A 21,538-nucleotide genomic window follows, 5' to 3' on the forward strand; every position below is an offset into this window, starting at 1 on the left:
GCTCACGACATGATCTCCTCGGGTACATCGCTGGTTTCCGGCTCGGTTTCCGGCTGCGCCGGGGTGCCGGTGAGGGACAGGAAAACGTCGTCGAGGCTGGGGCGGTGCACCCGGGCGTCGACGGCATGCACGTCTGCGTCGTCGAGCCGGCGCAGCGCTTCGACCATCGTGCGGGAACCGCCACCGATCACCACCGAGACCTCGTCGACACCGGATTCGTACGCGGGTTCGCCGAGACCGATATCCGCGAGAATGCGCTGTGCGGGCGCCGGATCCTGTCCGGGTTCCAAGGTGATGGTGAGACGTTCCCCGCCGATGGAGGATTTGAGTTCGTCGGCCGAACCGCGGGCGATGACCCGGCCCTTGTCGAGCACCGTGATCTGGTCGGCCAGCCGATCCGCTTCCTCCAGATACTGAGTGGTGAGCAGGACGGTGGTGCCGTCACTCACGAGTTCCCCGATGACCCGCCACATATCGTTACGGGCCCGTGGGTCCAGCCCGGTGGTCGGTTCGTCGAGCACCACCACCGGTGGGCGGGCGACCAGCGCGCCGGCCAGGTCCAGCCGCCGGGTCATTCCGCCGGAATAGGTCCCGGCCCGGCGGTCCGCCGCCTCCTCCAGCCCGAATTCACCGAGGAGTTCCCGGGCCCGGGCCGCGGCCTGCTCACGCGACATACCGTAGAGCCGCGCGACCATGCGCAGGTTCTCATACCCCGTCAGATTGGCGTCCACCGCCGCGTACTGCCCGGACAGTCCGATGAGCCGGCGGGCCGCGGCCGGATCGTGGAGGACATCGACTCCCGCGACGTGCACGGATCCGGCCTGGGGCCGCAGCAGGGTGGTGACGATCCGGACGATGGTGGTCTTACCGGCGCCGTTGGGCCCGAGTAGACCCATCACTGTGCCGGCGGGAATTTCGAGGTCCACCTCGTCCAACACCCGGATTCGGCCGTAGTTCTTCACCAGGCCGGTGATTCGCACCGCGGGCTTCACTGAGCTGTCTCCTTTGTATCGATAGCGAGCTGAATTTCCGATGCCGCACCGCATCGCGGGTCATCGAGGTGTTTCCGGAGTACGGGCCCGATCACGGCCAGCGATTCCACGGTCGTCATCTCGGCGTGGGTACACGCCACCTCGTGGGCGCGCACCGTGCCGGTGACGAAATCCCGCCAGGCCTCGGGGGTGCGGTCGTCGGCCGCGCGGTTCACCGGGTCGGCGGCGGCGGCGAAGAACAGGAGGTCACCGTCGAACACACCGGGACGGAATCCATGGGCTTGGGCGTGGCCGTCGGCGTAGCCGGCGTACAGCCGTTCCAGATGTTCCGCGGTGAGTGCCGCGAACGGCCCCGGCCGGGATCGCAGGAGCTCCGCGGCTTCGGCGAGGGTGGGTTCGGCACCGTCGCCGCCGAGTTCGCCGCCGAATTCACCGAGGATCTCGCCGAGTCCGGGAACGGCTTCGGCGGCCAGATCATCGGAGAGCCGGTAACTGTCCAGCAGGCTCAACAGCGCGACCTCCTCTCCGGCCGCCTGCAACCGGACTGCCATCTCGTGGGCGATCAAACCGCCGAGAGACCAGCCGAGCAGATGGTAGGGGCCGCGTGGCTGCACGGTCCGGATATGCCCTATGTAGTGCTCGGTGGCTTCGGTGATGGATCCGAAGCCCGGCTCCCCGTTCGCCTGGGGCGCCTGCAGACCGTAGACCGGCTGATCGACCGGCAGTTCGGCGAGCAGCCCGGCGTAACACCAGGACAGCCCGATCGCCGGATGCACACAGAACAGCGGCGCGCGGCCGGAACCGGTATCCGGGCGCAGCGGCAGCAGGGGCGCCAACGCCAGGCTCATGGCGTCGGCGGTGGTGCCGTCACCGAGGCGTGCCGCCAGGGCCGCCGGAGTGGATTCGCCGAACAGCAACTGCATCGGCAGATCGAAACCGGCTTCCCGGGCCCCGGCGACGACCTTCGTGGCCAGCAGCGAGTTACCCCCGAGTTCGAAGAACCCGTCGTCGGCGCCGACCCGCTCCAGGCCGAGGACCTCCGCGAAGATCTCGCACAGGGCGGCTTCGGCTACGGTGGCGGGCGCCCGGTATCCCTCGGCCGTGCTGAACACCGGCTCGGGCAGGGCCGCGCGGTCCAGTTTGCCCACGGGGGTGAGCGGCAACCGGTCGATCAGCATGATCGCCTGCGGCACCATGTAATTGGGCACCAGTTCGGACACGTGAGCGGTGAGCTCGGCGGTGGTGGTCCCCGGACCGGCCTTCACATACGACACCAGGGCGGTGGCCCCGGCGGCGGTGCGATGACCGAGGGTGTGGGAGAACTCCACGGCCGGATGCCGGCCCAGTGCGGCGTCGATCTCACCTGGTTCGATCCGGAAACCGCGGATCTTCACCTGATGATCGGTTCGGCCGACGTATTCGATATCACCGGGTCCGCCGTCCGCACCGGTACGGAGACGCACCAGGTCGCCGGTGCGGTACATCCGCTCCCCCGGCTTGCCGAAGGGATTGGCCACGAAACGCTGGGCGGTGAGTGCGCAACGATCGTGATAGCCCCGCGCCAGCGCGCCACCGGCCAGATAGAGCTCACCGGTGACCCCCAGCGGCGCCGGCCGCAGCCGCGCGTCGAGCACCATGGCGGCGACACCGCGAATGGGTTCACCGATCGGAATCGGCCCGCCCGGCACCAGCGGTGGCGAGATGACGGTGACGATGGTGGTCTCCGTGGGCCCATAGACATTGTGCAGTTTCCGGCCCGGCGCCCAGCGGGCCACCACCTCCGCCGGGAGCGCCTCGCCGCCGACCAGCACATGCTGGAAATCGGTGATCCCCGCCGGGTCCACGGTGGCCAGCGCCGCCGTGGTGATGAAGGCGTGGGTGATCCGCTCGGCGATCAGCACGCGGGCCAGATCCGCGCCGCCCACCACGCCGGGCGGGGTCAGCACCAGGGTCGCGGCGCCGCCGAGCGCGAACAGCAGGTCCAGCATGGCGGCATCGAAACTGGGGGTGGCGAAATGCAGAACGCGGCTGTCCGGCCGCACCTCGAAACGCTGCGCCGTCTCCGCCGCGAAGTTGGAGAGTCCGCGATGGGTGACGACCACGCCCTTGGGTGTGCCGGTGGACCCGGAGGTGTAGACGACGTAGGCGGGGTTGTCCATGCGCAGCGGCGCGATCCGGTCCGCGTCGGTGACCGGCGCACTGGACGCCCGCAGCACCTGCGCGCGGACGGCCTCGTCGTCGAGAGCCAGCCAGCGGACCTCGCCCGGCAGGTGGTCGCGGTATTCGGCGAGTGTGACACCCAGCGACGCGGCGGAGTCGGAGAGCATATGGCTGATCCGCGCCGCGGGGTAACCGGGATCCACCGGAACGAACGCCGCGCCCGTCTTGGTGACCGCCAGGACGGTCGCCACGGATTCGACGGTCCGCGGAATACCCAATGCCACCAATGTTTCCGGGCCGACACCGGAGCCGATGAGAACCCGGGCCAGCCGGTTGCTCCAGCGGTCGAGCGCATCGTAGGTGATTTCGGTGCCCGCCGCGGCCAGCGCGACGGCCCGCCGATCGACGGCCACCGCGGCGGCGAATACCTCGGGCAGAGTGGCCGGATGGTCCGGATCGGCCCGGCGCACCGGGGCCAGCGCCGACCATTCTTCGGGTTCCAGCAGTTCCAGATCGCCGACCGGCACGCTCGGATCGGCCGCGATCGCGCCGAGCAGGCGGACGAACCGCCGGCCGAGCCGGGCCGCGGTCGGCGCGTCGAACAGGTCCGAGCTGTAGTTCACCGCCACGGTGATCCCGTCCGGCGCCCGGCCGCCGGTACGGCATTCGGTGAGCGTGAACTGAAGATCGAATTTCGCGATACCGGCATCGGTATCCATCACCTCGATGCTCAGGCCCGGAAGTTCCAGGGCCCGCACGGGTTCGTCGCGGACCGACAACATCACCTGGAACAGCGGGTGGTGGGCCTGGGATCGGGCCGGGTTCAACACCTCCACCAGCCGTTCGAAAGGCAGTTCGGCGTGACCGAACGCGTCGAGATCGGTATCGCGCACGGTCTCCAGCAGATCGGTGAACCGCTCACCGGGTTCGACCCGGGTCCGCAGGACCAGCGTATTGACGAACATGCCGATCATGCGGTCCAGTTCGGGCCGGCCGCGGCCCGCCACCGGGCTGCCGACAGCGATATCCCCGGCCCCGCTCAGCCGATGCAGCAGTACCGCCAGGGCGGCGTGCAGCACCATGAAGAGGCTGACATCGTGGCGTGCCGCCAGTTCCCGCAGCTCCCGGTGCACGCGGGCGTCGAGCCGTGTCTCGACCGTACCGCCGCGGTAGGACGGGACCGCCGGCCGCGGACGGTCCGCCGGAACCGTCAGCAACTCGGGCAGGCCCGCGAGGGCCTCGCGCCAGTAGTCGAGCTGGGTACGGATCAGTGAGTGGGGATCGTCCTCGTCGCCGAGCAACTCGCGCTGCCACAGCGTGTAATCGATGTACTGCAGCCGGTCGGTATCCGGTTGCGGACCGGCGCCGAGGCGTACCGCGCGATAGGCGGCGGCCACATCGGCGGCCAGCGGTTGCAGCGACCAGCCGTCCATCGCGATGTGATGCACCACCAGTACCAGGATGTGCTCGTCCGGGGCCACCGTGAACAGCGCCGCCCGAAGGGGGATATCGGTGGCCAGGTCGAACCCCGGCGCGATGAACCGCTCGATCGCGGCCTCGTACTCCTCCGGCCCGGCCTGCGGTGTGTGCAGGGTGACCGCGGCGCGGGCGATATCGAGCACCACCTGGGTGGGCGTACCGCCGACCTCCCGGAACACCGTCCGCAGCGTTTCGTGCTGTTCCTGCACCCGGTGCAGCGCGGTGACCAGCGCGACGCGATCCAGCGGCCCGCGCAAGCGCAGCACCACCGGGATGTTGTAGGCGCCCCCGGACGCGCCGGACCCGCCGAAACGTTCCAGGAACCACAGGCGCTGCTGGGCGGGCGAGAGCGGTACTCGTTCCGGTCGTTCCCGGCGCACCAGCGCCGGTCCCCCGGCGGCGCCGGGATTCTCGCCGTCGAGCCGAGCGGCGAGTTCGGCCACTGTCGGGGCGCCGAAGACCGTACGCACCGCCAGGCGTACGCCAGTGGCCGCGCTCAGCCGGCCCACCAGCTGGGTGGCCAGCAGTGAGTTCCCGCCGAGGTCGAAGAAACTCTCGTCCACATGCGCTATCGCGACGCCGAGCAGCTCACCCATGATCGCGGCGACCAGGCGTTCCCCGGCCGTTTCCGGAGCGCGACCGGCCCCGGCCGTGGGCAGCGCCCGCGGTTCCGGCAGGGCGCCGACATCCAATTTGCCGACCGGGGTCAGCGGGATCTCGTCCAGCAGGGCGAACGCCGCCGGGACCATATGCCGGGGCAGCCGCTGCGCCATATGGTCACGCAGCTCCTCCGGTTCGGGCGCGCGGGCCGGGTCGGCCGGCTGGACATAGGCGACCAGCCGGTCCACCCCGCCGAGCGCGCGGACCTCGATATGGGCGAAACGAACCGCCGGATGCGCGGTGAGTACCCCGGTGATCTCGCCGAGTTCGATACGGAAACCACGCACCTTCACCTGGTTGTCACTGCGCCCCAGATATCGCAGATCACCGTCGCGGGTCCAGCGGACGATATCGCCGGTGCGGTACATCCGGGTGCCCGCCGGACCGCAGGGATCTGCCACGAACCGGGCCGCGGTGAGCGCGGCTCGCTCGTGGTAGCCGCGGGCCAGGCCGGGACCGCCCAGGTAGAGCTCGCCCGGAACACCGGTGGGCACCGGTCGCAGTCGTTCGTCCAGGACCAGCGCGCGGCTACCGCGGATGAGATCGCCCATGGTGGCGGGATGGTCCGCCGTCACCGGGGTCACCGATACCACCACGGTGGTTTCGGTGGGGCCGTACACATTGAACATCCGCCGGCCCGGCGCCCAGCGCGCCACCACTTCCGTACCGACGCGTTCCCCACCGACCATGAGCCCGCGCAGCCGGGGCAGCGGCCACCGCATGTGATCGATGGTCGCGAGCGCGGCGGGGGTGATGAAGGCGTGCGTGACCGCGGCGTCGGTCATGAGTTCGGCCAGTTCGTCGCCGCCGTAGACGTCCGGCGGGACGAGCACCATGGCCGCGCCCGCGCCCACCGCGAACAGCAGTTCGAGCACGGCCGCGTCGAAACTCGGCGACGAGAAGTGCAGAACGCGCGCGACCGGGGTCACGGCCAGCCGGTCCCGGAATTCGTCGGCGAGATCGGCGAGCGAACCGTGGGTGGCGATCACTCCTTTGGGTTTTCCGGTGGAACCGGAGGTGTAGATCACATAAGCGGGATCGGCGACCCGCACCGGGCGGATCCGGTCGGTATCGGTGACCGGATCGCCCGCACAGCCGTCGATTTCGCGGCGCCCGGCGGGGGTGTCGAGCAGCAGCCAGTCGATATCGGCACCGCCGGCGGCGCGCAACCGGTCGGCATGGCCGGTCCGGCTGATCCCGGCAGCGCATCCGGAGTCGGCGAGCATATGCCGGATCCGTTCGACCGGATAGTTCGGATCCACCGGGACGAAGGCGGCTCCGGATTTGGCGATGGCGAGCGCGGCGGTCACCGAATCGGGGGAGCGGGTGAGACCGAGGGCGACCTTGTCCCCCGTGCCCAGTCCCCGCCGGATCAACGCCCGCGCCAGTCGATTGGCGCGGCGGTCGAGTTCGGCGTAGGTGAGCACGGTATCGCCGGCGTACAGCGCCGGGCGGGGGCCGTGGGCGAGCGCCGCGGCGCCGAAGAGCGCGGGCAGGGTTCGCGGGATACCGGGAACCGGCCCCCGGGCCGGGGCCAGGGCGGCACGTTCGGCGTCGGTGCGGGTATCGATATCGCCTACCGGCACCGCCGGATCCGCCGCGATCGCGGCGAGTACGCGCAGGAACCGATGGGCCAGCACCTCCACCGTCGCCGCGTCGAACAGTTCGTCGGCGTAGACGAATTCCAGCTCGCCCGTGGAGAGATCGCCGGCGCGCAGTTCCAGATCGAATTTGGCGCGCGCGATATCGAGGGCCGATGCCCGCACCGAGAGCCCGGGCAGCTCCAGCTCCGGCGCCGGGACATCGCGGACGGTGAGCGCCACCTGGAACAGGGGATGGCGGGCACCGGCGCGCGGATCGTGCCCCAATGCGGTGACGACCTGTTCGAACGGGATATCCGCGTGCGCGAGGGCGCCGAGCTCGGTGTCCCGATCGGCGCGCAGCAGCTCGGTGAACGCGCGGGCGGGGTCCACATCCGAACGCAGCACCAGCGTGTTGACGAACATGCCGACCAGATCCTCGAGCCGGCGGTCGGTACGCCCGGCGACCGGGGTGCCGATGGCGATATCCCGGCCTCCGGTCACCGATCGCAGGAGCACCGCGAGCGCCGAACGCAGCAGCATGAACGGGCTGACGCCCTGCTCCCGGGCCAGCTCGGCCAAGGCCCGGCGCGTCCGCTCCGGGATATCGCAGCGCACGATCCCGGCGGTCTGTTCGGGTTCGGCGGGGCGGGGCCGGTCGTAGGGCAACGGCAGTTCCTCGGGCAGTCCGGCGAGCTGCTCGCGCCAGTAGCCGAGCTGCCGGGCCGCGAGACTGCCGGAATCGTTGTCGGCGCCCAGGTATTCGCGATGCCACAGACCGAAATCGGCGTACTGCACGCTCAGCGGCGCCCATTCCGGATCGGTCCCTTCGCACCGGGCCCGGTAGGCGAGGACCAGATCCCGGGTGAGCGGTGCCATCGACCACCCGTCGGCGGCGATATGGTGTACCACCACGCCGAGCCGGTACCGGTTGTCCGCCACCCGCAGCAGTACCGCCCGCAGCGGGGTACCCACGGTGAGATCGAATCCGGTGGTGGCCACCCGGTGCAATGCCTCGGCGGCACCGGCCGGATCGGTTTCGGTGAGATCCAGCGCGGGCAGCGCCCAGACCGTCGGCAGGATCCGCTGCTGGGCGCCGTGACCGTCGTCGGGGAAGACAGTGCGCAGCACCTCGTGCCGTTCGACGATATCGCCCAGCGCCGCCCGCAGCGCGGGCATATTCAGCCGGCCTTCGATATCGAGAACGAACGCGATGTTGTAGGCGCTGGACTCCGGCGCGAACCGGTTCAGGAACCACAACCGTTGCTGGGGCAGCGCCAGCGGAATCCGTTCGGGGCGTGGGTCGTACGCCGTGAGCGGCAGCCGGGCCGTAACCGGGGTGCGCACCACGTGTTCGGCCAGCGCGGCCACGGTCGGCGCCTCGAATACGGTACGCACCGGCAGGTCCACACCGAACCGTTCGTGCAGCAGGGCCACCAGCCGGGTGGCCAGCAGCGAGTTACCGCCCTGGTCGAAGAACCCGTCCTCGGCACCGGTGACCTCACGGCCCAGTACTTCGGAGAACATCTGCGCGAGGGCATGTTCGGTATCGGTCTCGGGCGCCCGGGAGGTGGCGTGCGCGCCGAAGAACACCGGCGCGGGAAGCGCCTTGCGGTCGAGCTTGCCGGAGGGGGTCGTCGGGAACTCCGCCAGCACGGTGACCGCGTCGGGGACCATATAACCGGGCAGTCGCCGGCGCACGGCCGCCCGGACGGCGGTCGTGTCCAGGGACGGGTCCGCCACCACATAGGAGACCAGGTGCTCCCGGGAATGCGCGTCGGTGTGCACCACGGTCAGTGCCGACCGCACTCCGGGATGGGCGCGCAGCACATGGTCGATTTCCGTGAGCTCGATCCGGAAACCGCGCAGTTTCACCTGATCGTCGGCGCGGCCCAGGAACCGCAGCCGGCCGGACCGGTCGGCGACCACGAGATCCCCGGTCCGGTACATCCGCTCCCCGCGGCGGCCGTACGGGTTGGCCGGGAAGCGGGCGGCGGTCAGCCCGTGCCGGCCGTGGTATCCGCGAGCCACCCCGGGACCGGACACGTACAGTTCCCCTGGAGTGCCCGGCGGCACCGGGAGCAGGCGCGAGTCCAGGAGGAACAGCCGCATTCCGCGCACCGGGTGCCCCAGCGGGACCGGGCGCCCGGGGCGCATGGGCCCGGAGATGGTGGCGGCGACCGTCGCCTCCGACGGGCCGTACATATTGTGCATGCGGTAGCGGCCCGCCCAGGCCGCCACCAGCTCCGGCGCACAGGCCTCGCCACCCACCATGACCGAACGCAGCCGGTCCAGTCCGGTGGGGTCGACGGTGGCCAGCGCCGCCGGGGTGACGAAGGCGTGGCTGATGTGTTCGTCGCGCAGGAAGGTGGCCAGTTCGCTACCGCCGTAGAGCTCCGGGGGTGCGATCACCACGGTCGCCCCGGAGACGAAGCCGAGCAGCAGTTCGAGTACCGAGGCGTCGAAGCTCGGCGAAGCGAAGTGCAGCGTGCGTGATGCCGGGGTGACCCCGAACAGATAGCACTGTTCGGCCGCGAACGAGGCGAGCCCGGCGTGGGTGATCACCACCGCCTTCGGGGTGCCGGTGGATCCGGAGGTGTAGACGAGGTAGGCCGGATGCGTGGTGCGCAGCGGGCGGATCCGGTCCGTATCGGTGACCGGCGCGGACGACACCGCGGCCACGGCTCGTTCGACCTCGGGGGTACCGAGTACCAGCCAGCCGGCTACACCGGTCCCGGTGGGCAGCGAGGGGAACTGATCCGGGCCGGTGATCCCGAGCCGTGCGCCGGAATCGGAGAGCATATGGGCTATCCGCTCCGCCGGGTAGGCGGGATCGACCGGTACGTAGGCGGCGCCGGATTTGGCCACCGCCCAGAGCGCGGTGATCGCGTCCAGGCCGCGCGGCAGCGCGAGGGCGACCACGGTCTCGGGCCCGGCGCCCCGCGCGATCAGCAGCCGGGCCATCCGGTTCGCTCGTTCGTCGAGGTCCCGGTAGCTGATATCCCGGCCGCGGTAACGCACCGCGATACCGTCGGGATCGCGGACCGCGGAGCGGCCGAGGAGTTCGGCCAGCGAAACCGGGGGTTCGGCGGGTCCGCCGGCCACCGGCACCAGGTTGCCGTATTCGCGGCGGTCCAGGACATCGATATCGCCGATCGGCCGCTCCGGTGCGCCGACCACCGCCTCCAGCACGGTGACGAACCGGCGGGCGATCGCGGCGACCGTCCGCTCGTCGAAAACGTCGCACGCATAGCCGATTTCGGCGTGCAGTTCGGCACCCGCGTTGTCGTCGTGCACTTCGAGCTGCAGGTCGAACTTGGCGATATCGCTGTTCAGCGGCAGTATTTCGGTGTGTACGCCGGGCAGGTCCAGTTCGGGTTCCCCGGCGTTGTCGTAGGACAGCATCACCTGGAAGAGCGGGTGCCGGGCCCCGGAACGTTCCGGGTTCACCACCTCCACCAGCCGCTCGAACGGCACATCGGCATTGGCGAAGGCGTTCAGATCGGTTTCCCGGACGATATCGAGCATCGTGGTGAAACCGGCCGCGGGATCGACCTCGGTGCGCAGTACCAGGGTGTTGACGAACATCCCGACCAGCTCGTCCAGCGCCGGGTCGGAGCGGCCGGCGATGGGGGTACCGATCACGATATCGGTGCTCCCGCACAGCCGGGACAGCAGCGTCGCCAGCGCGGCGTGCACCACCATGAACATGCTCGCCCCGCGCGCGGCCGCCAATTCGGCCGCAGCGCGCCGGGTTTCCGCCGGGATGGTGAAGGCGATCCGGCCGCCTTGGGTGGACCGCTGCGGCGGACGCGGCCGGTCCAGCGGGAGATCGAGTTGTTCGGGCAGGCCGGCCAGTTCGGCCCGCCAGTGGGTCACCTGACGGCTCAGCGCGCTCGCCGGATCGGATTCCTCACCCAGCAGTTCCCGCTGCCACAGCGCGAAATCGGCATACTGCACCGGCAGCGGAACCCAGTCGGGGGCACGGCCCGCCGCCCGCGCCGCGACCGCGCTGGTCAGATCGCGGACCAGTGGCGCCACCGACCAGCCGTCACCGCAGATGTGGTGCAGCACCAGAACCAGCACATGGCAATCGGCTTCGGTGGCATACAGGGCCACTCGGAAGGGGTATTCGGTGCGCAGATCGAACGACCGGGAGACGAAATCGGCCGCCAGATCGGTTACCTCGCCGCCTTCGGCCTCGATCACCTCCAGCGCGACCGGTACCTCGGAGACCGGATGCACCAGCTGGTGCGGGCCGTGTTCACTGTCCGGGAACGTGGTGCGCAGGCTCTCGTGGCGCTCCACGACGTCCAGCAGACCCGCGCGCAGAGCCTCGATATCGAGGTTGCCGTCCAGCTGGACCGCCAGCGGCATGTTGTAGGCGGCGGCGTGTTCGGCGAACCGGTTCAGGATCCACAGCCGCTGCTGGGCCGGGGAGAGCGGAATCCGCTCCGGGCGCGGCCGCGGCGTCAGCTGCGGGGAGGCCAGATCCGGCTCCTCCATGGTGAACCGTTCGGTCAGTACCGCGATCGTGCCCGCTTCGAACAGGTCTCGAATGGTCAGGGCGGTACCGAGGGTGGTGTTGATCCGCGCCACGGCGCGCGCCGCGACCAGCGAATTACCGCCCAGTTCGAAGAACCCGTCGTCGATTCCGACCGCGGGGACCCCCAGCAGTTCGGCGAATATCCGCGCCAGCTCCGCTTCCACCGCGGTGCGCGGCGCCGTATGGGACCGGGCCACGGCCGGCCCGGGAAGCGGAAGACCGGCCCGGTCGATCTTGCCGTTGCTGTTCAGCGGCAGTTCGGCGAGCTCGGTGATGGTGGCGGGCACCATATAGGTGGGCAGTGTGCGGGCCAGGCGGGTCCGGAGCGAATCGGTATCGAGCTCCGTATCGCCGCGGGCCACCACATAGGCGGCCAGTTGATCGCCCGTGGGAGTGCTGTGCGCGATACAGACCGCGCGGGTGATGCGGTCATCGGCCAGCAGGGCCGCTTCGATTTCCCCGAGTTCGATCCGCAGCCCGCGGATCTTCACCTGGAAATCGGTGCGCCCCAGATACTCCAGCACCCCCTGCCGGGTGTCCCGCGTGCCCACTCGCCAGCGGGCGAGGTCACCGGTGCGATACATTCGCGCCCCCGCTGTGAACGGGTCGGCGACGAACCGCTCGGCGGTCAGCGGCGCCTGTCCGAGGTATCCGCGGGCCAGTTGCACACCGGACAGGTACAACTCACCCACCGCTCCCGGCGGGACCGGCCGCAGCGCGGCATCGAGGACATAGGTGCGGGTGTTCCACACCGGTGAGCCGATCGGGACCACGTCGGCGTCCGGCGGGCAGGGCCAATAGGTGACGTCGACCGCGGCTTCGGTGGGTCCGTACAGGTTGTGCAGCCGCGGACCCGGCAGGGCGGTGTGGAAATCACGCACCGTCGCAGGCGGTAGCGCTTCACCGCTGCAGAAGACCCTGCGCAGCGACACACATCCGCCGATTTCGGCGTCGGTGACGAAAACCGAGAGCATGGACGGTACGAAATGCGCTGTGGTGACGCCCTTTTCCTGGATGATCCGGGCGAGGTAGACGGGGTCGCGATGTCCGTCCGGCCGCGCCACCACCAGTCGCGCGCCCGTCTGCAACGGCCAGAAGAACTCCCAGACCGAGACATCGAAGGTGGCCGGGGTCTTCTGCAGTACCGCGTCGGTGTGGTCGAGCGGATACTCGTGCTGCATCCAGCACAGCCGGTTCACGATCGCGCGGTGGGTGACGCCCACACCCTTGGGGGTCCCTGTCGATCCGGAGGTGAAGAGCAGATAGGCGAGATGGTCGGCGCGCAGTGATGCGCCGCGGTCCGTATCGGTGACGGGCGCGGGGTCCAGGGCGGACAGGTCGAGAGTGTCGAGTGCGAGGGTACGGACGTTCGCGGGTGCGGTGAGTTCGTCGCGTGCGGCCGTCAACAGGAGAATCGGCCGGGCCCGGGCCACGATCTCTTCCAGCCGCTGGACCGGATGCTCCGGGTCCAGGGGCAGATAGGCGGCACCGGATTTGACCACCGCGTACATCCCCACGACCAGTTCGAGACCGCGGCGCAGGCACAGGCCGACCACCCGTTCCGGGCCGGCTCCCGCGGCGATCAGCAGACGGGCCAGCCGGTTCGAATGCGCGTCGAGTTCCCGGTAGGTCAGCGCCGCTCCCTCGAACTCCACGGCGATGGCGTCGGGGCAGGTGGCGGCCCGTTCGGCGAAACGATCGACGAGTGTGCCGGACCGCACCTCGGCCGCGGTGTCGTTCCAGGTGTGCAGTACCTGTTGCTGTTCGGCCGCGGTGATGACGGGCAGATCGCGCACCGGGGTGCCGGTCTCGGCGGTGAGGAAACGGTTCAGGAAATCCTGGAACCGGTGATGGTGCGCGCCGACTTCCTCTTCGCTGTAGAGCAGCGGGTTGGCCTCGAAGTCGAGGTGGACCCGGCCGCTACCGCCGTTGTAGAGGTTGACCGACAGATCTTCCACCGGGCCGGTGGCCAGCACATGAAAGGAAGCCTCGAGGTCGGCGAACCGGACCGGCTGGACGAACAGCATGATGTTGATCATCGGCCCGAAGAAACCGCGGGTATCGCGTTCGTATCCGCAGTCCCGGCGGATATCGTCGTGCCGATAGCGCTGATGCCGCAGGGCACCGGTGATCTGCCGTTCCACCGCACGCACCACATCCACCACGGTGGTATCGGGTGCGAAACGGAGGCGCAGCGGCACCACGTTCGAGACCACTCCCGCCGATCGGCGCAGCGATACCGTGGTGCGCGCGGAGACGGGCAGGCTCAGCACCACGTCGTTCTCTCCGGTCATGGCTCGCACGTAGCAGGCCATGGCCGCGATGAACAGCGGCGCCTCGGAGGTGTCCCGGGCCGCGGCGGCCGCGGCGACCGCGGCCTCGGTGTTTTCGCCGAGCGCAGCGGAGACCCAGCGCCGGTCCGCGGCCGTGGCGGCTTCGGTATGGGGCACGGTGGACAGGCTCACCACCTCGCCCACTCCGTCGAGGACCTCACGCCAGTACGCGGCATCGGTGGCGCAACGCTTCGAATGCCGGTACTCCATCTCCCCCGCGTACAACTCGCGCAGTGGGGTGGCGCGGGAGACCGACGGCTCCCGGAACTCGCGGTAGGCGTTGTAGATCTCCGCCGTGCGGGTCAGGCTGTTCGACGCGGCGTAGCCGTCGACGCTGATGTGGTGGGCCCGGGAGTACCAGATGTAGTCGCGGTCGCCCGTGCGCAGTACGGCGTTGAGGATGAGGGGATCGCGGTCGAAATCGAGCGGTGTCCTGGTGCGCTCCTTCATCCAGCGCAGCGCCGCGGCATGCGGATCGGGTTCGTCCCGCAGGTCCAGGCGGGCCCACCCGAGCCGGCGATCCGGATCGAGCACCTGATGCGGTACACCGTCGATCTGCACGATTCGCTGCGCCGCCACACCGGTCTCCACACCGAAGCGTTCGATCGCGTACAGCAGCAGTCCCGGATCCAGATCGCCGTGGAACTCCACGTACTGGGCGATGACGAGGGGGATATCCGGCTGTATGCGCTGCGCGTACCACATAGCCGTCTGCGCCGGCGTGAGTGGAAAGGGTTCGGCCGAAACTTCCGCCGACGAACTGCTTTCGACCCCGGTGGCCGACGATCTCATCAATCACTCCGTTCTACAGCTTGATACTCCCCGAACAGCCCGCGACCGACCCCGACCGGTCGTGGGGTGTGATTCACGACTGTTTATTCGGAGCATCGCCTTGTATGGATTGGCAGTCGAAACCGAATAGTTATCTCGCGCCGGAGAACTCGACGAACAACCCTGTCCGAAAACCGGCACATCTGTGACGCCACGATCCGGAATCCCGGCCAACTTCTCACTCGGGGCGCCGGACACCGATCTAGATACTACGCACAACGAGCCGTTGTGCTTACCCTGCGAGAGCGAAAACCAAACCGATTACCCATCGGTACGAAATCGTATCCAGCAAATATTCGGCAACGCGGCGAGTGGTGGCACCACACCCGGGCTGCCGTTTGTCGTGGAACACCTACGCCATCGCCGGCTCAGCGGCGCGTGTTACACCGGCGCAGCAGTACGACCCCCGCGCCCAGTACGGTCAGGAGCACGGCGGCCAGCTCCGGCCAGGGCCCCAGAAAGGTGGCCGGAGTACCGGTATCACGCAAGGGAACCGCCGCGACCAGCGCTTCCGGTTCGAAGAGCGTACTTTCCTGCCGCACACTGCCATCGGCGGCGATGATCGCGCTGACCCCCGAGGTGGCGGCGACGACGAGCGACCGGCCGTGCTCCACTGCCCGCACCCGCGACATCGCGAGTTGCTGATAGGTCATTTCACTGTCACCGAATGTCGCATTGTTCGTGGGCACAGCCAGCAATTGCGCACCGGACCGTAACGAATCCCGGAAAGCCCGGTCGAAAGCCACCTCGTAACAGGTTGCCACCCCGATTTCCGTACCGGAAGCCCGAATTGTGCCGTCGCCGTGACCCGGAACGAAGTAACCGGCCCGGTCGGCATAGTCGGAGAACAACCGGAAGAAACCGCGCATCGGCAGGTATTCGCCGAAAGGCTGGACGATCTTTTTATCGTGACGCTCCCCCGGCCCGTCCTCCGCGGTCCAGACCATCACCGAATTCGTCGTGGTCCGATCCCCGTTCACCAGCACGGCGCCCACCAGAATCGGCGCGGAGATACGCCGCGCCGCCCGGGTTATGAGCGCGGCGGCATCCGGATTGCGCAAAGGGTCGATATCGGAGGAATTCTCGGGCCAGACGACCACATCCGGCGCCGGAAACCGACCGGCGCTCACCTCATCGGCCAGTTGTTCGGTCCGCCGGACATGATTGTCGAGCACGGCCCGGCGCTGCGCATTGAAATCCAGGCCCAATCGGGGCACGCTGCCCTGGATCGCGGCCACGGTGATGGTGCGATCCCCGTCGTGCGGACCGGGCAGCGCGGCACGTAGCGCCGATCCGGCCACCGGAAGCAGCAGGCAGGTCAGCGCGGCCACCGCCGTCGCGACCCGGCGGCCGCGGTCGTCGTCGCGCGGCATCGCCTCCACGGCACGGAAACGGCCGGATCGGACAACAGCGAGGACGACGGCCGCGCCGCAGACACCACAGAGGGCTACGGCGAAACTCACCAGCGGTGCCCCGCCGAACGCGGCCAGCGGTAGGAACCATCCATCCGCCTGACCGAAGGCCAGCCGTCCCCAGGGAAACCCGCCGAACGGGAAACTCGAGCGGGCCCATTCGGTGGCCGTCCAGGCCAGCGCGAGCCACAGCGGCCAGCCGGGTAGCCGGCCGACCACCCGTGCCAGCACCCCGAACAGGCCCAGATACACCGCGCAGGCCGTGGACAGGGCCAGCCAGGGCAGCGGACCCACATAGATACCCGTCCAGGGCAGCAACGGCAGGAAGAAGCCCCCTCCGGCGAGGAAGCCGTAGCCGAATCCGGAACGCCACCGGCTCCCGCTCCGCAGCACCAGGGTGAGCAGCGCGATCCCGGCGGGTGCGAGGAACCACCAGGGCCGGGGCGGGAAACTACCGAACAGCAGCAGTCCGGCCGCCACCGCGGCGGCCGATCGTAGGAGCACCGGATACCGGGTGAGCCGCTCGGTCCACCGGACTGCCGTCCTATCGCCCTGAATCACGATTCACTTCCTGTTGTTCCCGAATACGGATCCGAGAAGCGCTCTCGAAGCCGCTTTCTCGCCCTGTGGGCGGCCGCCGCCGGCCGCGCACCTCGCCGTTCCCGCTACCGCCGCCCGGTTCTGTACGTACGGGTGCACGTGCAGACCGGATGCCGGACGTACGGGCGGGCCGGAACGCGGGCCGGCGGGCGGAGTCACGCACCGAACACGGTGACGCCCCGGTGCACGGTGCACAGACAGCGGGGCAGCGCGTGCTCCGGGCTCAGCGGCGGCAATCCCGGAACCCGGGAGCGCGGGTCGGTGGACCAGCGCTGTACCGAATCCGCGGGCGCGGTGACCACCAGCTCGTCCGCTGCCCAGACCGCGTACGAGGCGGGCGCACCCGGAACCAGCGTGCCCGCCACCCCGTCCCGCACCCCACCGGCGCGCCAGGCACCCCGGGTGGCCGCGGCGAACGCGGCCCGGGGAGAAAGCCCGTGCCCGGGGGTGCGGTGATACACGGCAGCGCGGATCGCGGCCCACGGATCGAGAGCGGTCACCGGCGCGTCGGATCCGATGGCCAGCGAGATACCCGCCGCGGCCATGGCCGCGAACGGGTTGAGCGCGGCGGCACGGGTGGCGCCGAGCCGTTCGGCGTACATACCGTCGGGGCCACCCCATTCGCGGTCGAAGACGGGCTGCACGCTGGCGATGACCCCCCAGGACGCGAGGGCCTCGATCTGCGCGGAGTCGAGCAGTTCCGCGTGCTCCACCCGATGGCCGCGCGCCGCGACCGCCGGTCCGCCCAGTTCGGCCACCGCCTGTCCGAAGCCGGCCACCACCGCGTCGAGCGCCGCGTCGCCGATCGCGTGGAAACCGGCCTGTACGCCCGCCTCGGTACAGGCGCGCACATGGGCCGCGATCCGGTCGGCATCCAGATAGGAGACACCGGTGCCCGGGGCGTCCGCGTAGGGATCGCGCAACCAGGCGGTATGCGAGCCGAGGGAACCATCGGCGAACAGGTCGCCGGCCAGGCCGTGGGCCCCGAGTTCGGCCAGCAGCGATCGTGCTTCCCCGGCGGTGCTCACCGCCTGTCCCCAGTACGCCCGCACCTGCACCCCGTGCTCGAATTCGAGCAGCTCCCGCAGATCGTTCTCCCCCTCGATATCCGGCCCGGCGCATTCGTGCACCGCCACCACTCCGTGCGCGGCGGCGGTATCCAGTGCGGCTCGGCGCGCCGCATCGCGCTGCGCGCGGCCGATACACGCCCGGGCGGCGGCCCGGACCAGATGGTGCGCCGCGGCCCGGACCGGTTCACCCGGCCGGTATCCGGACGCCGCGCGCAAGCCGGGGACCGCGTCCAGCAGGGCCGTGGAGGCCACCGCCGAATGCGCGTCCACCCGGGCGAGGTAGACCATGCGCCCGGGCTGTACGGCGGTGTCGATCTCCTCGGGCGACGGCGGCCGCCCTTCCGGCCAGCGGGTTTCGTCCCAGCCGTCGGCGAGGATCGCGCCGTCCGGGTTCGCGGCGGCGAAACCGGACAGCAGGTCCAGGCAGTGGGCCAGTGACCGCGCCCCGGACAGATCGAGGCCGGTGAGTTGCAGGCCGTAGGCGGTGGTGTGCAGATGGGGTTCCACGAACGCGGGGGCTACGAAGGCACCGTCCAGGTCGATGACCTCGGCACCGGGGTGCAGTGTGCGTCCCACGTGGTCGGCGCCGAGCCACACCACCACACCGTCGGTCACCGCCATGGCGGTGGCATCGGGCGCACTCGAACTATAGATCCGGCCTCCGACCAGCAGCTGCGTACTCACAGGGGTCCAGTCTGCCGCACCACCGTGGGCCAAGCGCGGGCCGGTCCGCGGGTATCGGCCGTATCCGCTGCGTGGTGCGGTACCGCCGCTGCCGCGCCGGCCGGCCGCGCGCGAATTACGCTGCGTACATGAACGATGCGCTCGGTGCGGTCGGCACCGCCGACTACGTCCTGCTCACCACCTTCCGTAAGGACGGGACTCCGGTTCCGACCCCGCTCTGGGCCGTGGCCGAGGACGGCAAACTGTACGTCTGGACCGTCACCGACAGCTGGAAGGTGAAGCGGTTGCGGCGCGATCCCGCGGTGACCCTGCAGCCGTGCGATTACAAGGGCACGCCGCGCGGTGAGGTACTGCACGGTACCGGCCGGATTCTCGATGCGGACGAGACCGCGCGGGTGCGCCGCCTCATCCGCCGCAAGTATCGGTTGACGGGGCCGCTGGTGATGTTGGGCAGTCTCCTGCGCCGCGGTAGGGCGGGCACCGTAGGGATCGAAATCACCCCGCGTACGGAACCCGCCGGAACCGAGTGACAGCCGGGGCCCGGGCGCCCCGCTTCACTCCCGTGCCGGTGCCAGCCATTCGGCGAGATCGTCGGCAGCACGGAGTTCGTCGGCGAGTTCGCCACGTTCGGCGTCGGTGAGTTCCAGCGCCGCCAGATCGGCACGGCGTGCGGCCGCCTTGTCCGGTTTGCCGAGCGCGATCGCCAGCTCGGCGAGTGCCGCGTGGGCGCGGGCGCGCTCCAACCGGCCGGCTTCGGCACCGTAGCGGCGCAGTCCGGCTTCCAGGGCCCGTTCCGCGGCTCGGTCGTCGGATTTGAAATCACGCAGGATGCGGGCGTTGTCCAGTACCTTGGCCAGGCCGGTCAGCTCGGCCGCACCGCCGTATTCGAGTTTCGGTGGCTCGTTCCTTTCTATATAGGTGATCCAGTTCCCGTCCGGGTCGATCAGGCTGAACCGGGTCTGCCCGGGACGGAGGCGGGTGAGGCGCCCGGAACCACGCGCGGGTACGCGCCCGTATTTTTCGCGCAGCGCCGCGGTGAATGCCCGGTGCCGGGCCGCCACATCGTCCACCATGACCAGGCAGCCGGTGCGCTCACCACCTTCGTCGCCCGGCGCGGCGGCGTGGAAGTGGAGGTCGCAGTCGTACGCGGTGACCGCACCGTAGGCGTAGGGCCGGCTCTGTTCGTGGGTGACCGTGTAGCCGAGCGTCGCGTAGAACTCGAGCGTGCGGGTCAGATCGTGTGTGGGCAGTACAGGTACCGCGGTATCTCCCATGAGGAACCCTCCCGATAGTCAAGTTTGACTACCGGAGACTAGAGCCGCGGCCGTCCGGTGGTCAAGTTTGAGTACCGTACTGTTCCGGTGACGAAAGGAGCGGGGATGTCGGCGGTGCGGCTGCTGGTACTCGGAGTGACACGTCGGCGGCAGCCGACCCACGGCTATGCGGTGCGCCGCGAACTGCTGTCCTGGCGAGCGGACACCTGGACCAATGTGCAGCCGGGATCCATCTATCACGCCATCAAACAGCTCACCCAGGAAGGAAAACTGCGCACCCTCGGCACCGAGGACGGTGGACGGGGCCCCGGCCGCACGCTGTTCGAACTCACCGCGGCGGGGGAAGCGGAGTTCCAGGAGCGGATGGACGCGGCCCTGACGAGCGTGGATATGGAAGAGCTCGGCGCCGGGATCGCCTTCATGGACGCGCTACCGCGCAGCCGGGTGATCGCGAAACTACGCGAACAACGCGACCGCAGCCGCGAGGTCCGGGACGAACTACTCGAGATGGTGGGCGACTACCCCGGCCGCTACGAACCCCCGCACGCGACCGACCTGCTCGAGTTGTGGAGTGGTGTCTTCGACAATCTCACCGGCTGGACCTCGGGACTGCTCACCCGGCTCGAACGCGGGGAATACGGCCTCGCGGACGAGCCCCCCACCCCGGGTTAGCGCCGCGGACCGGGACCCGGCCGGAAGCCGGGACCGAGTTCACCGGCGATCGTGGATTTCCGCGGCTCGTCGGTGTACCACTCGTCCACCACCACACCGTCGGCGATATCGGCATCGATCACCGTCGCCGACCGATGCGGAACGGAGGCGGCGAGCCCGGCGACCCGGCGGGCCGCCAGCACGGCGACCACGGGGCGCAACAGTGCGCGGGTCGGCGGGGCCAGAAACAGCAGACCGAGCACCGAGGTGACCAGCCCCGGTACGAACATCAGCACACTGCCGAGCCCGACCAACGCACCGTCGGCCACCGCGGCACCCGGGGTGATCTCGGCGCGGGAAGCGCGCCGGAACTGTTCCCCCACCCGCCGCCACTGCGAGCCGAGCAGCAACACACCCGCAGCGGAGCTGGCGATGAGCAACAGGATCGCGGGCATCGCGCCCAGCCAGGCGACGACGGCGGCGAAGGTGGCGATCTCGACGACGAGATAGACGAGGAAACCGAGGACGGGCATGGGGCGAACCTTTCGGTCGGACTACCCGGCCAACGAACGAACCTCCGGTTTTGCTCCCGGCTCAGCCGCCCGGACGGACCAGACCGGTTTCGTAGGCCAGCACCACGGCCTGCACCCGGTCGCGCAGCTCGAGCTTGGTCAGCACCCGGCCCACATGGGTCTTCACCGTGGCCTCGGAGAGGAACAGCTGCGCGGCGATTTCGGCATTGGAGCGTCCGGCGGCGATCTGTTCGAGTACCTCGCGTTCGCGGGCGGTGAGCACCTCGAGGACGGCCGGGTCACGGGAGGAGGTGGGTTCTTCGGCGATCAACCGATCGAGCAGCCGTTTGGTGACCTTCGGCGAAACCACCGCGTCTCCGGCCGCGACACTGCGGATGGCCGAGATCAGATCTTCCGGCGGGGTGTCCTTGAGGAGGAAACCGCTCGCGCCCGCGCGCAGCGCGCCCAGGGCGTGCTCGTCGAGATCGAAGGTGGTCATCACCAGTACCCGCGTTCCGTGGCCGGCCGCGAGGATCCGGCCGGTGGCGGTGACCCCGTCCACCACGGGCATGCGAACGTCCATGAGCACCACATCGGGGGTGAGTTCGGCGGCGCGGCCGATCGCGGTGGCACCGTTGTCGGCCTCACCCACGACCTCGATATCCGGATGTGCGCCGAGCACCATCTTCAGTCCCACACGCATGAGTTCCTGGTCGTCCACAACAAGCACGGTGATCGGCACGCAGACCAATGT

General features: G+C 69.6%; 9 protein-coding genes. 2 read left to right on the forward strand and 7 right to left on the reverse strand.

Going from position 1 to position 21,538, the window contains the following annotated elements:
- Positions 1–2: 2 nt before the first annotated feature.
- The 4 genes from ACYR7D_RS24015 to ACYR7D_RS24030 form a co-directional block, all read right to left on the reverse strand.
- The gene (locus ACYR7D_RS24015) at positions 3–992 is read right to left on the reverse strand and encodes an ATP-binding cassette domain-containing protein (RefSeq protein WP_459546790.1); all 990 of its coding nucleotides are present in this window, start codon (positions 990–992) and stop codon (positions 3–5) included.
- Positions 989–14,542, reverse strand: coding sequence for an amino acid adenylation domain-containing protein (locus tag ACYR7D_RS24020; RefSeq protein WP_459546791.1), 13,554 nt, complete (start codon positions 14,540–14,542; stop codon positions 989–991). Before ACYR7D_RS24020 ends, ACYR7D_RS24015 begins: the two co-directional genes overlap by 4 nt.
- 407 nt (positions 14,543–14,949) lie before the next feature.
- Entirely contained in the window at positions 14,950–16,497 is a 1,548-nt protein-coding gene (gene lnt / locus ACYR7D_RS24025) for an apolipoprotein N-acyltransferase (RefSeq protein WP_459546792.1), read from the reverse strand.
- A gap of 251 nt (positions 16,498–16,748) precedes the next feature.
- On the reverse strand, positions 16,749–18,347 hold the full coding sequence (locus ACYR7D_RS24030) for an amidohydrolase (RefSeq protein ID WP_459546793.1): 1,599 nt from the start codon (positions 18,345–18,347) through the stop codon (positions 16,749–16,751).
- A gap of 128 nt (positions 18,348–18,475) precedes the next feature.
- Between ACYR7D_RS24030 and ACYR7D_RS24035 the strand changes: the two genes are divergently transcribed.
- Positions 18,476–18,877: a PPOX class F420-dependent oxidoreductase gene (locus tag ACYR7D_RS24035; RefSeq protein WP_459546794.1), complete on the forward strand. Its 402-nt coding sequence runs from the start codon at positions 18,476–18,478 to the stop codon at positions 18,875–18,877.
- A gap of 24 nt (positions 18,878–18,901) precedes the next feature.
- On the opposite strand, the gene ACYR7D_RS24040 is transcribed toward ACYR7D_RS24035, so the two are convergent.
- The gene (locus tag ACYR7D_RS24040; protein ID WP_459546795.1) at positions 18,902–19,621 is read right to left on the reverse strand and encodes a VOC family protein; all 720 of its coding nucleotides are present in this window, start codon (positions 19,619–19,621) and stop codon (positions 18,902–18,904) included.
- A gap of 87 nt (positions 19,622–19,708) precedes the next feature.
- Here ACYR7D_RS24040 and ACYR7D_RS24045 point away from each other — a divergent pair, with 87 nt between their 5' ends.
- Positions 19,709–20,293: a PadR family transcriptional regulator gene (locus ACYR7D_RS24045; protein WP_459546796.1), complete on the forward strand. Its 585-nt coding sequence runs from the start codon at positions 19,709–19,711 to the stop codon at positions 20,291–20,293.
- Here ACYR7D_RS24045 and ACYR7D_RS24050 read toward each other — a convergent pair.
- Together ACYR7D_RS24050 and ACYR7D_RS24055 are read right to left on the reverse strand one after the other, a co-directional pair.
- Positions 20,290–20,805 (reverse strand): FxsA family protein, encoded by a 516-nt coding sequence (locus tag ACYR7D_RS24050; protein ID WP_459546797.1) that lies wholly within the window; start codon positions 20,803–20,805, stop codon positions 20,290–20,292. The two genes, ACYR7D_RS24045 and ACYR7D_RS24050, sit on opposite strands and share 4 nt — an antisense overlap.
- A gap of 61 nt (positions 20,806–20,866) precedes the next feature.
- Positions 20,867–21,526, reverse strand: a complete 660-nt coding sequence (locus ACYR7D_RS24055; protein WP_459546798.1) for a response regulator — start codon at positions 21,524–21,526, stop codon at positions 20,867–20,869.
- Positions 21,527–21,538: the final 12 nt, after the last annotated feature.

Source organism: Nocardia sp. X0981 (genome assembly GCF_977089955.1).